Origin of the sequence: Rhizobium skierniewicense Ch11, from assembly GCF_023757665.1 — a bacterium.
Lineage (GTDB): Bacteria > Pseudomonadota > Alphaproteobacteria > Rhizobiales > Rhizobiaceae > Agrobacterium > Agrobacterium skierniewicense.
In genome coordinates this window covers 218291-233682 of sequence record NZ_RXPG01000021.1, presented here as the reverse complement: position 1 = coordinate 233682, position 15392 = coordinate 218291, and the positions used below count along the sequence as shown (strand labels likewise).

The 15392-nt window shown below is 53.5% G+C and carries 17 protein-coding genes and 1 tRNA gene; 11 read left to right on the top strand and 7 right to left on the bottom strand.

What is annotated here, in order from left to right:
• The first annotated feature begins 19 nt into the window (after nt 1–19).
• Nucleotides 20–1051, top strand: coding sequence for a DUF930 domain-containing protein (locus EKM04_RS15335; RefSeq protein ID WP_183895326.1), 1032 nt, complete (start codon nt 20–22; stop codon nt 1049–1051).
• Between the two features lie 71 nt (nt 1052–1122).
• Here the strand turns inward: EKM04_RS15335 and EKM04_RS15330 are convergent, their stop codons facing one another.
• Nucleotides 1123–3675, bottom strand: coding sequence for an HWE histidine kinase domain-containing protein (locus tag EKM04_RS15330; protein ID WP_183895345.1), 2553 nt, complete (start codon nt 3673–3675; stop codon nt 1123–1125).
• 277 nt (nt 3676–3952) lie between these two features.
• On the opposite strand from EKM04_RS15330, the gene EKM04_RS15325 reads away from it, so the two are divergent.
• Both EKM04_RS15325 and EKM04_RS15320 read left to right on the top strand, forming a co-directional pair.
• Nucleotides 3953–4375, top strand: a complete 423-nt coding sequence (locus tag EKM04_RS15325) for a secondary thiamine-phosphate synthase enzyme YjbQ (RefSeq protein WP_183895347.1) — start codon at nt 3953–3955, stop codon at nt 4373–4375.
• 138 nt (nt 4376–4513) lie between these two features.
• Nucleotides 4514–4849, top strand: coding sequence for a hypothetical protein (locus EKM04_RS15320; protein WP_183895349.1), 336 nt, complete (start codon nt 4514–4516; stop codon nt 4847–4849).
• Nucleotides 4850–4981: 132 nt separating this feature from the next.
• Here the strand turns inward: EKM04_RS15320 and EKM04_RS15315 are convergent, their stop codons facing one another.
• Complete coding sequence (locus tag EKM04_RS15315; RefSeq protein WP_183895351.1) at nt 4982–5719, bottom strand: SIMPL domain-containing protein; 738 nt, start codon at nt 5717–5719, stop codon at nt 4982–4984.
• 185 nt (nt 5720–5904) lie between these two features.
• Between EKM04_RS15315 and EKM04_RS15310 the strand changes: the two genes are divergently transcribed.
• The 3 genes from EKM04_RS15310 to EKM04_RS15300 all read left to right on the top strand — a co-directional run bounded on the left by EKM04_RS15310 (nt 5905) and on the right by EKM04_RS15300 (nt 7767).
• Nucleotides 5905–5980: transfer RNA gene (locus EKM04_RS15310), tRNA-Ile, on the top strand.
• Nucleotides 5981–6089: 109 nt separating this feature from the next.
• Nucleotides 6090–6659, top strand: a complete 570-nt coding sequence (locus tag EKM04_RS15305; protein WP_183895353.1) for a hypothetical protein — start codon at nt 6090–6092, stop codon at nt 6657–6659.
• 70 nt (nt 6660–6729) lie between these two features.
• On the top strand, nt 6730–7767 hold the full coding sequence (locus EKM04_RS15300) for a site-specific integrase (protein WP_183895355.1): 1038 nt from the start codon (nt 6730–6732) through the stop codon (nt 7765–7767).
• Between the two features lie 3 nt (nt 7768–7770).
• Here the strand turns inward: EKM04_RS15300 and EKM04_RS15295 are convergent, their stop codons facing one another.
• Nucleotides 7771–8049: a hypothetical protein gene (locus EKM04_RS15295; protein WP_183895357.1), complete on the bottom strand. Its 279-nt coding sequence runs from the start codon at nt 8047–8049 to the stop codon at nt 7771–7773.
• A 154-nt stretch (nt 8050–8203) separates the two neighbouring features.
• The gene (locus EKM04_RS15290) at nt 8204–8440 is read right to left on the bottom strand and encodes a hypothetical protein (RefSeq protein WP_183895359.1); all 237 of its coding nucleotides are present in this window, start codon (nt 8438–8440) and stop codon (nt 8204–8206) included.
• 1048 nt (nt 8441–9488) lie between these two features.
• Between EKM04_RS15290 and EKM04_RS15285 the strand changes: the two genes are divergently transcribed.
• The 4 genes from EKM04_RS15285 (at nt 9489) to EKM04_RS15270 (ending at nt 12691) form a co-directional block, all read left to right on the top strand.
• Complete coding sequence (locus tag EKM04_RS15285) at nt 9489–9845, top strand: hypothetical protein (protein ID WP_210290060.1); 357 nt, start codon at nt 9489–9491, stop codon at nt 9843–9845.
• Nucleotides 9842–10126 carry a hypothetical protein gene (locus EKM04_RS15280; RefSeq protein WP_183895363.1) on the top strand — a complete coding sequence of 95 codons (285 nt, stop codon included), beginning with the start codon at nt 9842–9844 and terminating at the stop codon, nt 10124–10126. Before EKM04_RS15285 ends, EKM04_RS15280 begins: the two co-directional genes overlap by 4 nt.
• Before the next feature lie 419 nt (nt 10127–10545).
• Nucleotides 10546–12156, top strand: a complete 1611-nt coding sequence (locus EKM04_RS15275) for a hypothetical protein (protein ID WP_210290061.1) — start codon at nt 10546–10548, stop codon at nt 12154–12156.
• Nucleotides 12157–12370: 214 nt separating this feature from the next.
• The gene (locus EKM04_RS15270; protein WP_210290062.1) at nt 12371–12691 is read left to right on the top strand and encodes a hypothetical protein; all 321 of its coding nucleotides are present in this window, start codon (nt 12371–12373) and stop codon (nt 12689–12691) included.
• A gap of 64 nt (nt 12692–12755) precedes the next feature.
• Here EKM04_RS15270 and EKM04_RS15265 read toward each other — a convergent pair whose 3' ends face one another.
• Entirely contained in the window at nt 12756–12956 is a 201-nt protein-coding gene (locus EKM04_RS15265; RefSeq protein ID WP_183895367.1) for a hypothetical protein, read from the bottom strand.
• Between the two features lie 201 nt (nt 12957–13157).
• Between EKM04_RS15265 and EKM04_RS15260 the strand changes: the two genes are divergently transcribed.
• Nucleotides 13158–13946: a hypothetical protein gene (locus EKM04_RS15260; protein ID WP_183895369.1), complete on the top strand. Its 789-nt coding sequence runs from the start codon at nt 13158–13160 to the stop codon at nt 13944–13946.
• Between the two features lie 40 nt (nt 13947–13986).
• Here the strand turns inward: EKM04_RS15260 and EKM04_RS15255 are convergent, their stop codons facing one another.
• The gene (locus EKM04_RS15255) at nt 13987–14256 is read right to left on the bottom strand and encodes a hypothetical protein (protein WP_183895371.1); all 270 of its coding nucleotides are present in this window, start codon (nt 14254–14256) and stop codon (nt 13987–13989) included.
• A gap of 149 nt (nt 14257–14405) precedes the next feature.
• The gene (locus tag EKM04_RS15250) at nt 14406–15164 is read right to left on the bottom strand and encodes a hypothetical protein (RefSeq protein ID WP_183895373.1); all 759 of its coding nucleotides are present in this window, start codon (nt 15162–15164) and stop codon (nt 14406–14408) included.
• Nucleotides 15165–15392: the final 228 nt, after the last annotated feature.

Sequence of the window (15392 nt, the reverse complement as noted above, 5' to 3'; positions counted from 1 at the left end):
GTTTTTCTTTTTGGGGATGATGCTGGCCTCCAAAACGATTATCTCTGAGGCGGTCAACGGGCGTATCGACTGGATGGAAAAGACGGGCAAGAACAAATGGCGGCAGGAGAGCTGGACAATTCCGGTTTCACTCATGCTGCATGTTCTGCTTGGCGCCACCTATCTCTTATCCTCTGGATATTCTCCGGCACCGGCGGAGCCCGAAACCGTCAGCGTGGAGATGGTCGAGCCACCCAAGCCTGAGCCGCCCCCAAAGCCGGAAGAAAAAAAAGCCGAAGAGCCTCCTCCGCCTGCGCAAGAAAAGCCGAAAGAGCCACCACCGGTACCCGCGCCTGAACCTGAGCCGCCGCCATCTGTCATGTCTGGCGTGCCTGTCCGTCCTAGCCCGACGCAGATGGATGAGCGCGACGAGCAGGGCGAAGAGGAGGCAGGCGGCCAAGACCAGAAGGCACCCGAAAAACAGGCGGAGACACAGCCTACAACGCCCGCGTCTGCTGAACCTGTTGAGACGAACGAGCGGCCGGAAGCTCCTGATGCACAGACTAACGCCGAGCAAAGTGAGATACTCTCTGGGGATGCGCCCAAACAGCCCGATCCGGCTGCTGTTGTATCACAGGTTCCCAAACCCGAGCCAAAGCCTGCACAGGAGCAATCTGCGACAGCAAAGCCGGATGGTGAAGGGGATCCCAACCTTAAGCCTGCCAAGAAGATATTGGCCGGCGCAAAACGCCCTGGCCCGATGATGCGTCAAATTTTTGGAAATCTTCCGCCTCGTCAGCGGGTGAGGCAGCTTTGTTTCGCGGAAGTTGTTGCGCAGGTGACTGCGGCAAGACAGGGTCAACCGCCTGATGGTCAACAGGACGTAGAGCGAATGATCGTCGACAACGTCTTAAACGCCAAGGGCGCGTTCAATGTCGGTGCGCAGTGGTTCCCAATCAACTACCAATGCAAGGTGGATATCGAAAACTACGTTGTGACGGAATTTCGATATGACATTGGCGCCAGACTAACGCCTGAGGATGTCAAGCGATTGAAGCTGGTGGTCCAGTAGCTCTCGCTCAAGCAGGTCGCAGTAAATCCTATTCACTGCGACCCATTGACGGCAATTAAACGCAATATCCGTTAGGCGAGGACCTGCCTGCCAACCAGTTTGCCGATCGAGCCCATAAGCGAAACTTCGTCGTAAGGCTTTCGGATCACCGGCACATGCGCGAATTCGCTTGGGATCATGATTCCATCAGCATAACCCGTGGCGAACATGAAAGGGATCTCGCGGCGCAGCAACTCGTAGGCAACCGGTAGCGATGTATCGGTGCCGAGGTTGATGTCGAGAATGGCGACGTCTGGCGTCAAGCTCTTCAACTTATCCAGCGCCATGGCCGAAGACGTGGCGGTTTCGATATCGGTGATGCCGCGCGCTTCCAGCATATATTCGACATCCATGGCGATCAGCATTTGATCTTCAACGAGAAATACTCGCAATGGTTCCTCCGCGGCATAAGGTGTGTAAGGGTCCGAGGCGTTGCTCGATAGTTCCAGATTGATTTGTGGCTGGCCGGGCGTCGCGTGACGGGCAGGCAGCACGATTTCGGCTTCAATACCGTGCGGCTGATAGGTTACTTTGCTTTTCCCACCCAGATCATAGGGCACGCTTCGGCTGATGAGGGCAGATCCAAAGCCTGTCCTCGTTGGTGGTGTCACGGTTCCTTGCACCGTCTCGCGCCAGGAAATCACGCAGTCGCCTACATCGTTCAACTCCCAGGCAATGCGAAGCCGACCGCCAGCCTGGCCGAGCGCGCCGTACTTCGCAGCATTGGTTGCCAATTCGTGCAGAACAAGTGCCATGACCGAGAATGCACGGGAATCCAGCAGAACGCTTGGCCCTGTTGTCTCGATCTCGCTAGCTGGAGACCTGTGCGGTGATAGTTCAGCATCCAGCAGATCGCGCAACTGACCGCCGCCTTCGCCACGAACGACCTGATCATGCGCAAAGGATAGAGCCTGAATGCGGCCTTTCAGGGCAGAAACATATTCCTCCAGCGTGCGGCCTTCCTGAGTCGGGTTCCCGACCAGAGACTTGATGATGGCCAGAACGTTCTTGACGCGGTGGTTGAGCTCTTCGTTCAACATGCGCTGACGCACTTCCGCCTGCGCCCGTTCGCCGGCCATCAACTCGCTATGGCGGAAGGCCACCTCCACAAGCGCCACGCGCGCGGCCTCTGCGATCTGCCGGTCTTCTTCTGTCCATGGCTGAGACTGCTGGTGTACGGTTTCTTTCCACAGCGCAAAGCTCTTGCGCGGCGTCAGTCGATCACCCAGAGGGCCAGTCTCATAGGATTTGTCGGGATTGCCGCCCCAGTTCAAAGTCTGAACAAGTTCCTTACGAAAGAACATCAGGTAATCGTTTTTAACCTGAGACAAGGGTACCGCCAGCATGCCGGCGATTTCGCCGCCCAGATATTCCGCTTCAGGCAGCTGGTTTGACAGTGCATGCGTCGCCCATACGCGCCCCTCGGAAACGGAACTGGCCAGACGACCGAGCTGGGGAGCAAGCGCTGGCGGTGGAACCGTGCCGAACGTATACCAGCGTTCGTTCATCCACACGCCAACGCCGTCGCAGGGCATCAACCTGCTGAAATCCGGCAGGTTCTCAACCAGAAGCTCTTCTATATTGTTGTGGTGTGCAGCCAGCCTGAGAAATTTGTCGAGCGATGCATGGGCGTCATGCGCAGTCGCCAGCTTTTTCTTCTGTTTCAAAGCCTGTAGGTGCAGCGAGAAGAACTCTCCGAACATCTCTGCGGCAATGCGAATAGGCATGGGTAGTATGCGCGGCGAATAATGATGGCAGGCGATCAGCCCCCACAATTCGCCGTCATTGATAATGGAAATCGACATGGATGCCGACACACCCATATTGCGCAGATATTCGCAATGGATGGGCGAAACGCTGCGCAGGTGTGAGTAAGACAAATCCAGCGGTTCTCCAGAATGGTCGAGCGTCGGTTCAACCGCCACCCGTTCACCGCGTGAATCCGAGATGATCCGCAACGTGTTTTTCAGGTAGAGCGCACGTGCTTGCTTTGGAATATCGCTGGCCGGGAAATACTGGCCAAGAAAGCTCTCAAGATCGGATTGTTTGGCCTCTGAAATAACTTTTCCCGCGCCATCCTGTTCGAAGCGGTAGACCATAACGCGGTCGTAACCCAGCATCGCCTTTATCAATCGTGTGGTGCGGGAAATCAGGCTCTCGACGCTATCCGCTTCGCGGATGCGGTCGATCATCAGTTGGGCAGTGTGCAGCGGCTGCGCCTCATTGCTGGCAGGTTCCAGTTCAACGATGGTCACAGCCTTATAGCGATGAATGGCAATATCAAAAGACCTGCCGCAGGCAAGCTTGACATTTGGCAACATGGCCGGGCGGCTGCTGTTGGCGGTAACCGTGAGTGCGTTTCTCAGGTCATGAACGACATCGCTACCCAAAAACTCTTCAATCGGCTTGCCGATCATCTGACCAGTAAAGCCAAACATATCATGACAATTGACCGAGTGACGGGTGATGGTGCGCATGGCACTGTCGCAAGCGATCAGACAACCATGCGGTTGGATAGATCCCGGTATGTGAATAGGCTCTATGTCGCAGTTGGTAAGATCAACCTGCTGGACTTGCGACGTCATGAAGTGGTCTTTCGGTAGCGAGATAGAATAGGGCACTTATTGTCGGTATTCTGCAACAAATGTGATGTCGTTAAGGACTTTGTCTCACAAAATATAGTCGAAATTTGGCAGGCGAAAGAGTATTTTCGTAAACCGGTATATTCGTCCATTGAAAACGCGTTTCCTTCCGTGCAGATCTCCCCAGCCGTCGGCTCGCGTGGATGCACGTCACATTTAGGCCTGAAAAATCAGAACGATTTGCTAGCCGTTTCGTTCCAATTTGAAAGCGAAAAGACCTTTGTCTCAGAAAATTCTCTCGATCTCCTCACGCGGCCAGGGTCTCTATGAGTTCACCCGCAACGCGGCAGCTTTCGTCAAAGCCGATGGGATGCAGGAGGGGCTCCTGACACTTTTTGTGCGCCACACCTCTTGCTCCCTTCTGATCCAGGAAAATGCCGATCCCGATGTAAAGCACGATTTGTTGCAATTCTTTGCGCGGATAGTGCCGCCCACCAACGATCCTTCCATGGCGTGGGTCTCGCACACGATGGAAGGGCCGGACGATATGCCGGCACACATCAAGTCGGCACTGACGCAGGTTTCTCTGGGCATTCCGGTGGCCGACGGAAAGCTGCTACTGGGCACATGGCAAGGCATTTATCTCTTTGAACATCGTAACCAACCGCATGTGCGCCAGATCGTCATGCACCTTTCCGGTTAATGCAGCCGCTTGCGTTTTGAGCCATGAACGGATGCTGAATGGGCGGTTCTGAAACCGTTCACACGCAGCCGACTAATGTCATATCGGTCGATCGGGTCACCTCGCATCCCGGCGAAGATTTAGAAACGGAGTAAGACAATGATCAGCACATTCGCAAAAGCAGGCGTTGCGGTCCTTATCGCCATCAGCAGCCTTTCCGCAACGGCATCCACCGCATCTGCACAGGATGTTCGTTACGGTCTTTATGTTCAGGATGGCCAGCGTCACGGCGGTCATGGCTGGGGTCGTCCGGATCGTGGCCGTGATCGTTGCGCTCCTTGGTTGGCCGAAGAAAAGGCAAGCCGCATGGGCCTGCGCCGTGCCACTGTGGTTGACGTGTCTCCACGCCGCGTCGTGGTCGCCGGTTTCGACCGCCGGGGCCGTGATCGCGTCGTCTTCGCCAATGTTCGGGGCTGCCCGGTCATTCGCCGCTGAACGACACACCTAGACCGTAGCGACACACCTAGACCGTCTCGACATTCAAATCCCCTCGTCACGAAAAATGGCGAGGGGATTTTGCTATGCGAATGATTTCGAAACGAGGCGCAGCTTGCGCCTCGTTTTGGATTACTGGTCCAGAGAAAATGTCACGTTCACGGTGACCTTGTAGGTGTTTTCGCCTGCTGCGACCGGAACGCTGTCGGATTTCTCCATAGCGGCTGCGCGCATCATGGTCTGAGGCATCGGCATTGGGCGTTGTGCGTTTTCGGTCATCTCCAACACCCGGCCGAGTTTGACACCCGCCGCTTCGGCAAGTGTTTTCGCCTTCGCCACAGCATCCGCCACGGCGGCTTTGCGGGCTTCTGTCACCGTCGTTTCAGGCTTGTCGTTGGTAAAGGTGATATCTCCGCCCTGATTGATCCCAAGCGTGACGGAACGATCCAGAATTTCGCCGAGCTTGGAGATGTCCCTGACACGCACTGTCAGGCCGTTGTTGACCTGATAACCAGTGATTTCAGGAGCGACATAGACGCCGTCCTTCGGCTCGAACTGTTTGTAGAGGGGCTGGACCGAGAAGTTGGATGTTTGCAAATCTCTTTCGGCGATACCGGCGGATTTCAAGGCCGCCTGAACCTCTTGCATGGCGGAACTGTTGTCCTTGAGGGCCGCTGCTGCCGTCTCCGCCTGCTTCACGACGCTGAAAGACAGGATCGCCATATCAGGTGCTACCGCCGCGTCGCCTTCACCTGACACACTGATCACAGGTTCCCGCTTGGTATTGTCCTGCGCAGACGCAGCCATGGGCACGGCGACAAGAGCCGTAAATGCTGATAGCACCAACGAACAAGATAGTTTCGATGTCATTGAGGTTCCTCTTTTTTAGCGTCTCTGACTGTCGATGTCGCAGGAGATTATGGGTCTAATACGGCACAGATGACACACGCGTTAAGACAACGGCTTGTCGCGTCCAAAAAATTGCGTTAAAGCCAACTCCGCGCGAGGTTGAACCATTGCAACCACGCGCTCCGAGGCGGCTAACGCTATCGGAAGGGCCTGTAGCTCAATGGTTAGAGCCGGCGGCTCATAACCGCTTGGTTGGGAGTTCGAGTCTCTCCGGGCCCACCATTATACGCAAGTATCTGATTTCAAACGAAAATTTTAAGCCGATTTTTCCAACGTACACGGCGAAATACACCGCTACGTACACATTTCAAGCCAGATCGAGAGGCTTGAATTGTATTTATGGAAACGCGAAAACGGATTCACATATCAGCAACGGATTCCCGTTAGCGTCGAATTTCAATTTGGAAAATCGCCAATCCGTGTGAATTTGGGGCCACTTCCTGCCGCTGCGGCACGAAAAAGAGCAATTATTCTTTCGGGTGCGGCCATGAGAATGATGGACGATCCGACCATGACCAGAGAAACCCTTGCTCATAGCCTCAAAGCGTTAAATGCCGAGCTTCAGGAACTGCATCGCCGCCATTTTCCTCTTGGCTTGAGAGTCACAAGCAGAATTCAGCAGGCCGAAGAATTCGAAGCTGAAGGCGATTTTGAAGCTGCCAAAGTGTACCGGCGCGAAGCAAAGGAACTGGCAGCGCAAAAGGCTTCTCTGAAAGATTTTAAGCAAAGACTCCAGACGATAGCGGACGCCCTTTCAAGGGATTCCGTGGCATGGGAGGCTGAGCGTGACACGTTTCAATCTGTAGTCCGCACGCTCGGTTCCTTGGGGGGGGCAGGTTCAATCTCCTCAAATTCAACCTATTCAGCAGCACCAGCCTCAACCTCTCGAATATCAGGATGAGAGAACGGTTACTTCATCAACTAAACTAAGCGTCGCAGGTCGCATAATCCTTGATGCTCGAAAAGACGCGTTGGATAAGGGGAACAACGACGGAGTGCGCTATGAGGAGCGGCTTGAAAACACGTTCGCGGCATTCCTTGATGTGGTAGGGGATCATCCTCTCAGCTATTATCTGCCTATACATTTGCAGGACTTTGCAACAGTCTTGGCAAAAGTTCCTACAAATCGCACGAAGTATACAATTTTTGCCAATATGAATCTTAAGCAGATGGGCGAGAAAAATGACAAGTTGCCTGACGAAAAGCGGATTAAACGCCTGTCACAGACGACAGTTAAAGAGCATGTGACCCAAGTAAAGCTTATTTGGGAGAAGGCGACTGCTGGTGTCTCAGGAATTCGCGACATCCGGTCGTTCAGCGTGACAATGCCTGTAGCTGCAGTCCCTGCCATTGATCGGGAAGGTTTGCCTCCGACATCCTTGAATACATGGCTGGCAGACAGCGTCAGTCCTAAGATCATGCGAAAGCCGCACAAAGCTTGGTTGCCTCTTGTTGGTTTTTTGACAGGGATGCGGCTTTCCGAAATCGTCTACCTGCAATCCTCTGATATTGTGACCATTGAAGGGAACGAGGTTTTCGATCTACGTCGTCCTTTGATTATCGATGGCAAAGAGATTGCAAGGCCCCTCAAGACGAAGACGGCTGTGCGCGTTGTTGCTATCCATCCGTTGCTTCGTGATTGCGGTTTCATAGATTTTGCAAAGAAACAGCGTGGCTTGGGTGGGTTTGTTTTCCCTCATTACCATACAGCAAAAGACCCTGCGGACGCTGCCCAGAAGCAAATGGGAAACTGGATGATTGCACTCGGAATTCATGAAACTCAACGTCAAGTATACCATTCGCTGAGGCATAACGCAAAATCATGGTTCCGCATTAACGTCGGCGATAGCCTCGCAGACAAGCAATGTGGTCACGCAGCATCTTCCGTTGGGGCAAGGTACGGCTTTAAGGTACTGGAACCGGAGGAGGTTCAAAAAATAATGTCGATTCCGGTTCCGCGTGGTGTAGATTTCTCACCCTTCATCGAATGGCGGCGTCAGGCTAAATAACAACTATTCCAGCCTCTCAAGCTCCACCAGTGCAATATATCCAGCGAATTCACCGGCCTCTGAAAGTTCGTCGGCATCATTGATGGCGAACTCGTCGCGTGACCGATAGGTGCTAAAATACCACCGGTGATCACCATCAACAAAGTTACGCCGGTCGTACTCTGACACGTCTAAATAGTCGTACTCGGATGCGCCGATCTCACCGATCTTCTCGACGGCTGCTTGAACCGTTTCTGCGGAAACCCAAACGTTTCCGCTGTTCTGGCAAATAAGATGAATCATAGTTTTTCCTCTGCTTCCGCTTGCATTTAGATAACGGCACGCGACCGACAATCGATTGCGCTGGATATGAGCCGCATCACTGCGTTTGCAGAGAAAGTATCAGTCCATGGCTCTGCTGACCGATACGACATATTTAGGAACCGATCAGAGTAGGTCAAGCCATCAGCCTGTCGAACGCGCGAATACCGTCCCGCTGGATTTCCTTTCTCAATTCCGCAGCCGCTCCGGGCAAGCGAGATTTGCGGATCAACTTCTTTTGCGCGCTTCCGTGAGCCTGAATGTAAATCGCTGCGATGTAGCAGATCAGGCCGCCTTTTTCATGGTGATGGTGGACCTCTTCGATGATGACGTTAACCGTCAAGCCGCGAATTCTGGTGATCGTCTGGCGCATTGAAATCTCCACTTTCTGGTTGATTTTATTGAGAAATGTATAGCAGAAAACGGGATTCTTGAGAATCCTTTGGTCGGGAATGATGTCGCGGATGGGGTAGCGTTCGTTAATCAGATCGCTCGGATTTTATCCATTTTGGAAAGGGAACATTCGCCACGATAACGGCGGCAGGCAGGGGTTGACTGTCAGCGCGGCGGCATAGGCTCTTCTTCCGCCTTGGCCAGAATGGGCATGGCGGTGCCCGCAGGGCATAAGAGCCGCCGCGCTGGCAGTCACTGAGCGAGAAGGTTCCGCGACTATTTTTTCCCCGGTCCGCCTGCGGAGCGGATCGAGACACGCGGCTCGATCCGAAGGAAAAGGAAAAATCGTCGTGGAATAGAACGAGGCTACCCCTGCCGATTTTTTGACGATCTGGCCCTATTTCTCGCTCTGAGATGCGCCGAATTGCGAGGTGGCAGAATTATTTTCACTGGCACTTGTGGAAATATCATTTCCTTCTATGTGGTCTAAGGATGCGGAAACAATAATTTCTATCCAAATCGTACTTTCGCGAATATTGGGGAATATGATTCTATTTTAGTCCAATAGAGCAAGTTGCACTTTGCATTTTGCTTTTTTGAGCGAAAAATTCGTCCGATTACATCTTGCGCCTTCCCCGCAAGTGAGCCATCTTGGTTTCAGGACAGCCGAACACCTTGGATTTTGTCACCCTATAGGGGATTGGAATTTAAGTTTTCGGGCTTTTATTCGGCTGGGTTGATCGGCTGTCCTGCTCGCTCCAGTCCACATGGCGCGCGGATTTGAACGAACTGACTTCTACCGCCGAAGAGGTGGCTCTGAAGGCATGCGGCCCTGAATAGGTCGTACTTTACCGCCGAATAGGCGGCTCTTCTTTCCCTACAAACGTAGGGATGTCCCGCTTCTGTCATCGGCAGTGGCCTTTCTCTGCAAACGCAGAGTCAGGGAGCGCATTCGTGCGCTCCCACTCCCAACCAGCATCATAATTTTGGCTTCCGTTCCAACGGAGGGGCGAAGCTATGCCAACAACTTGAAAGGAACGACATGGACCATAATCTCCAAGGTTTTGGATATTCGGGAGATCGACATGCAAGGAAATGAACTCGACATCCGCTTGAACGACCTGAAAAAGACAGGCGAACGCCTCAATGCCGAATGCGGGCAATGCCTTGATCGAGCGGGCTTGCTGATCTCGGTAGCAAAATCTTTCGGAACCGATCAACTCAATGCCGCCAAGGTAGGATGGGCGGGGCCGCGCTTTGACATTGGAGATGTGTTCAAGGGGATCAATGACGAACTTGCCAATGCGCGGCGGTTCAAAAACGCGTTGGAGGAGTGCACCGCCGAACTGCGTGACCTTCACAAGGTGAAGAGGTCGTCCCGATGAACTACTTCGGTTCCTCTAAAGCTGGGCAGTGGTTGGCTGGCCAATTACCGCGCATAGATCGCGTACTTGCCATTGTCGAGTACGACCAAAAATCAACTGCCCACATCATTGATTGCGGCGACGAAGATCAGTTTATTCAATGGGTTTCGGAAACCCACGATGATGACGAGATCATGCGGTCACACGATGATAACTGGAATTGGACAGAGACCGAGGAAGAGCATTTGAACCGGATCGGATGTCGCGTCACCTTTTGCGCTATTGCTAATTTGGTCGGTTGACGCCGATTGTTTTTCCCCTGACCATTAAAAAGACGCCTTCACAGGGCTGGAACCCTCCGGCGTCTTCTTAAACACTGTTTGAAAAAGATGAACGATTTCATGTTTGTTGTAAAGCTCCCATTGACAATTAAGTGAGCGCCGGGCTGGCAAATAGCCCAGCCGAACAACAGCAGCCAGACGATTTTCCAAAAAGTAATGTTGACATTATTTCGAAGCCGCCAGTTGGCGGAATTGCGACACGCGCTCTTGCTGCTGCCGCGAAGACGGCACGCGGTTCGAAAACCCATAATGCAGTTTTAAAAGGCAATTGCGGATGGTCGATTGATCCAGCCAGGTGGGCCAAACGCGCGACTGCCTCGAAAGTGCTCGCAGCTCAGAACGACCGTATCGCGCAAGCACTCCAGGATGCTGGCGAGGAAGTGATCCTCAGCGGCGGCATAACATGTATTTCTGCCGTGACGAATATTGTTGAGAACCATCGGAGGTACCGCGCCGTGCGGTTTCTTCCGCTCGTCGCCGCTCGCGACAGGAGGCCGCTGGTGAACGGCCTAAAGTTGTTCATGATAGAAAATCGTAACGCCCATTATTTTCGTTATGCTGTGATGACCTGCAATGAACTTATCCCCGCGTTCAAAGACCTGCGAGGACCTATTCAGCGATTGTCACGGAAAATTTCAAAATGGGCAGACGAAGTCTGCAAGGAGCAAGGGATCAAGGTGCTGTTTCGCGGCATTGAATTCACGCGTTCAACTGCTGCCGAGAGAGATGATGAGGCCAAAAAGCAGGGGCGGCAATCTGACCTTTCAGAGCGGTATGGGGGTGAGACAGTCCTGTATCATCTCCACGCGAACGTCTTGTATTGGCCGACGCGGGTGATTGAGGATTGGACGGATTTCCTGCGTGGTACGCATAAATTCATCGGCGCGGAGTGGAAAGATAATGGCACGATTGAGAAGGTGGAAGAGATCGTCAAATACTGTTCCAAGCCCGCTGACACAGAAAAGGCATCGGGAGAAGAACTTGTATGGCTCTACCGGCAAACGGAGAGGTTGAAAATCTGCCAGCCACTCGGCGACTTTATGAAGTGGATGAGAGGCCTTAAGGCCCGGCGCGAGAAGATCGTCCGCGTCCGCCGTGAGGGCGGCGATAGCGAATTGATGCGCGTCAAAAAAGGCAGGCGCGGTAGTCAGGTGGAAGATGACGAGGATCAAGACGAAGAAATTGCGGCTGACAAAGATGAGGATGAACGCAGCGATGCGTCCACGTCAGCGAGTTTAGACCTGAAGGAAACGCCTCCGCAGGGCCTTAATGGTGGACCTGTCAAAAACATCGTAATCGGCCTGACGCTCCCACAGTGGCGACACTCGCCATGGGCAGAGCCGATGATCATGGTGCAAAATTACGATGCGCGAACGCTGTCCGAAGAGGACGGGTATCACATTTGCGAGTGGCAGCGAGAGGCGCGGGAATGGTGGAATGCCGCCAATGCGCCATCACCTGAAGAAGCGCTGGAAGTCGCCCGCGTGGCTCTGGAAGCCGTACAGTCCGGCGCAGATATGACTTCCGTCGATATATGGGAAGCGGCGAAAGCCGCTTGCTATATAGTTCACACATGTAGCTCAACTGTCTCGCGGCTCAATTCAATACCGTACCAAGAACCTCACGAAACGATTTTCGAGGATCAGATACCTGATCCAGAAATATTAATCCGCTCGATTTTGGATGCACCAAATGCCCGAGAACGGATTGAGAAGATCGCCACGGACGCAACCGTACTCCAGCAACAGAGCCGAAAGGCCGCTGAGGACCGGCTGACGACGCTACCAGCGGGTAGCTATGAGGTCGGCAAGGAATTCATTGACCGTGAATTTCCTTTGTCGACGGCATCGCCAGCACAATTGCTGAGGAGCGCCATGGCATCCGACGTGGCTCGATTGCCAGTCGCCGGTACGTCCTGTGAGGACGAAAATGACGCCATCTGGGCTGACCTTTTCGGGGTGTCCGAAACCGATTGGCTCGCGGCAGCATGATGGCATCCCCGGCCATAAAGGGGGTAGTCGGCAGACCCTCAACGGCGTTGTCTCCATGACGTGGTCCGGCTGAAGGCCTCCTCGAAGAGCCGATGGTTGCTTGCAATCAGTAGTCGGTCACTACTGATTTGATTCCGTTCCCAAACACGCTTTGCGCCCATGGTTTTTGCTCTCATGATTAAAGGAGTAATTTCCTACTTTTTTGAGCAAAGCGATGAAACAAAACAAAGATATCTCGCGAAGAATTGCGACCGTTGTTGACTTGGATGTGAGCCGGATGGCCGTCTTATCTGCATTACATGATGCGGTGCGCTCCGGTGATCCTGAGTTGGCGAGAAACTGGACAAAACCTTCTGACGCTGGATGGCGCGATCTGCGTACGAATCCCCAGTACGGGCCGGTCGCGCAATGGCTCTGGGATATGGAAGGCCGCTCATGTGAATTCAAGTACGAACTTGTAGCAGACCTCAACGGAGATTGGTTGCAGCTGGAAAAGCTGCTGACCAAAGAGTTGAGCAGCCGTAAGGTGCGATGAATGCATGGGATACCAATTTATCCATCTCGAATCTTACGCACGCAAAGCCGACGCTAAGGGGCGTTCAACCGACTTTGTCTTTGCTGAGGCCGGTCGCAAACCGGAAGCCTGCGTCCATGTCGAAAATCCCGCACCGCCCGTGGTGGTGTACGGGGTCGATGTCGGGGCCGCGCAGGAAATCCATGACAGTGCCGCAGCCGTGGCCACTATTGCCGTAAAAGGCGGTCACGTTCGCAAGGTAGCTCGCGACAAAAAAACTCTCCATACAGTTGTCGCTTCCTTCCCGGCGACCATGGCCGAAATTCGTGCTGATCCCGCGAAACTAAAAGAAGCGGAGGAATGGGAAAGGCGAACAGTTGCTTGGCTTCGTTCTCAATATGGGGATCACCTTAAATCCGTCATCAGGCATGAAGATGAGGAATACTTTCACATTCATGCATATGTCGTACCGACCGGGGAACCGGGGATGTCGGCGCTTAAATATCATCCGGGCGTCACTGCAAAGCGTGACGCCATGGACGTCGGCAAGGATGACGAAGACAAAAAAGCCCTCTCAAAGAGGGCTGACGCCGCCTACAAGGCCGCCATGAGGCAATGGCAGGACAGCTATCATGAAGCGGTTGCAATTCCTTGTGGGTTGACACGCCTCGGTCCTCAGCGCCGCCGTCTGACACGGGGCGAGTGGCAGCGCGAACAAGTACAGGCAACAGCTCTGCAACAGGTCGTCCAGCGAGCACGTAAAGTTAAGGCGGATGGCGAGACGTACATAAGTCATACCAAAGCGGAAGCGGCCAAGATCGCTGCCGACGCTGCAAGAGAGACGGATGCGGCACGGAAGGCAACCGCCGCCGCGATGGCTGCGCAGGATCGCGTTCGGCAGGAACAGGAACAGGCAAAAGCGATACTGGCGGATGCCGAACGATATTCCGGTTGGGCCGGTCGCCTACGTGCCATCTGGGACCGTCTACGAACGTCGTCAGTTGTCGAGAAGGTTCGCGCAGAGTTTTTCAGTGAAGTTGACCGTTGGCGGGTTGCCGCACAGGAAGCCGAGCGACGGCAACTGGAAGCCGAACATCAGCGTCACGAAGCCGAGCGGAAAGTCCGCGAAGCACAAGATGTGGCCTTCAAAGCTGGTATCGAACGTGACCGTCTGCGCTCAATGCTTTCGCCTGTTGCCGATCATTCCGAGCCGGAACTGTCACCAGCGCCGAAGCAGATTTTGAAACCCAATTTTAAGAAGAAAGACCGGTCGTAACGCCCGCTGCCATCTCTGGCAGCGGATCGATTATCGTGGCTTACTGCACGAGCGATAGGCCACCATCAATATGTCGCAAGAACGCTTTTTCCGCTTCTCTCCGCGCTTCTGTTTCCGTAGGTGCGTGCCACTGGCCGATTGTGATGTCGTCCACGCTACTGTCGGAGGGATGCACCTTGTCGATCACGTATCCGTACCTGCCTTCCCACCATTGCCGCACCTCAAGGATGTATCCCAAATCCTCCGACACAGTTATTTCGCAAAACGTCTCATTCCAATCGAACTTTATACCGCGATCATTACTAAGCATGAGCGTCTCCTGTTGTTGATGATGCGGAGACAATCATAGAATAAATTTCTCGTCAACTGGTATTTTAAATCGATAAATCGGACTTATGTCAACATAATTGGAATTTTATTCGAATCCTTTTGTTGAAAATTACTTTTCCGAGAACTCCTTCACTTTGGCTCTGGAATTCCTTTGTCGCCATCATTCTTCCGCGATAATTCCTTGTCACGTTTTGCCTGTTCGGCTTCTCGCCTTTTCTGCTCATCCCACAAAACTGAGCGGCTTTGGAAATTTCTCACGATGTCGGCGCTCAATTCCGCACGGCAGTGCAAAAGATTGAGCGGATTGATCGCATAGATTTCATCCAGATATTTGTGTGTCTCGGACGGGGATAGAAGCTTGAGCCCTTCCAGCGCATCCGACTGATAGCGCTGCTCGGAAAGGTCGTTCATGATCTCACCAAGAAATGGACGATAGCTCCAATCTTTGTATCTGGTTGGGAAAAGCTCGCGCTCTGGATCAGCCATCCACTCCGACTTTAGCTCGGCCTTGCGGCTCATCTGGATACCGCGTTCGGCGGTCATCCGCGTCCATTGCTTGTAGCTGTAGCCGTCGCAATGGTCATCATGGCCGGAGCGTGGTGCATAGTCGCTCGCAGGGTCAGGCGTCCACCCTGTCGGCTCTGGATCGGGCTGGTATGTGTGGGAGCGCATGAATGCCGCCAGAAAAGATTCCTGCATAGCGAGCACGGCCAGCAGGAAAAGCAGGAGCATCCGCTGGCGGCGTTTTCGAGCCGCATCGATCTGGCGGCGCAAGCGTTCGATGCGGCGGCGATATTCGGCCTCGCGCTGCCGTCTCTCACGTCGGCGGCGTTCTTCCCGCTTTTTGATTTTCTCTTTTTGCGCGGGGGTAAACGGCTGGTGCTGCATTGTAAATCTCCTTGAGATTCATCGTCTCAAGGAAATTTGTGGGCGGCAAGAAATCACATCGTAAATTCATCTGTATCATCTGGCCCAGAGGGATCGTCTTCACAGCGCAAACGGATTTTTGCGTCCCGATTGCCATTCAAAATCCCGGTGGCGAAACCAACCTCCATCGTGATCAGAGCTGGAAAAATCCAGTTCCAGTCGGACCCACGTTCGGAATCAGAGCAGAAA

Bases quoted from the DNA above. Each gene is read 5' to 3' on its own strand.
- EKM04_RS15335 (WP_183895326.1), top strand. From the start codon at position 20: ATGCTGGCCTCCAAAACGATTATCTCTGAGGCGGTCAACGGGCGTATC.
- EKM04_RS15330 (WP_183895345.1), bottom strand. From the start codon at position 3,675: ATGACGTCGCAAGTCCAGCAGGTTGATCTTACCAACTGCGACATAGAG.
- EKM04_RS15320 (WP_183895349.1), top strand. From the start codon at position 4,514: ATGATCAGCACATTCGCAAAAGCAGGCGTTGCGGTCCTTATCGCCATC.
- EKM04_RS15315 (WP_183895351.1), bottom strand. From the start codon at position 5,719: ATGACATCGAAACTATCTTGTTCGTTGGTGCTATCAGCATTTACGGCT.
- EKM04_RS15295 (WP_183895357.1), bottom strand. From the start codon at position 8,049: ATGATTCATCTTATTTGCCAGAACAGCGGAAACGTTTGGGTTTCCGCA.
- EKM04_RS15290 (WP_183895359.1), bottom strand. From the start codon at position 8,440: ATGCGCCAGACGATCACCAGAATTCGCGGCTTGACGGTTAACGTCATC.
- EKM04_RS15280 (WP_183895363.1), top strand. From the start codon at position 9,842: ATGAACTACTTCGGTTCCTCTAAAGCTGGGCAGTGGTTGGCTGGCCAA.
- EKM04_RS15270 (WP_210290062.1), top strand. From the start codon at position 12,371: ATGAAACAAAACAAAGATATCTCGCGAAGAATTGCGACCGTTGTTGAC.
- EKM04_RS15265 (WP_183895367.1), bottom strand. From the start codon at position 12,956: ATGGAGAGTTTTTTTGTCGCGAGCTACCTTGCGAACGTGACCGCCTTT.
- EKM04_RS15260 (WP_183895369.1), top strand. From the start codon at position 13,158: ATGTCGGCGCTTAAATATCATCCGGGCGTCACTGCAAAGCGTGACGCC.
- EKM04_RS15255 (WP_183895371.1), bottom strand. From the start codon at position 14,256: ATGCTTAGTAATGATCGCGGTATAAAGTTCGATTGGAATGAGACGTTT.
- EKM04_RS15250 (WP_183895373.1), bottom strand. From the start codon at position 15,164: ATGCAGCACCAGCCGTTTACCCCCGCGCAAAAAGAGAAAATCAAAAAG.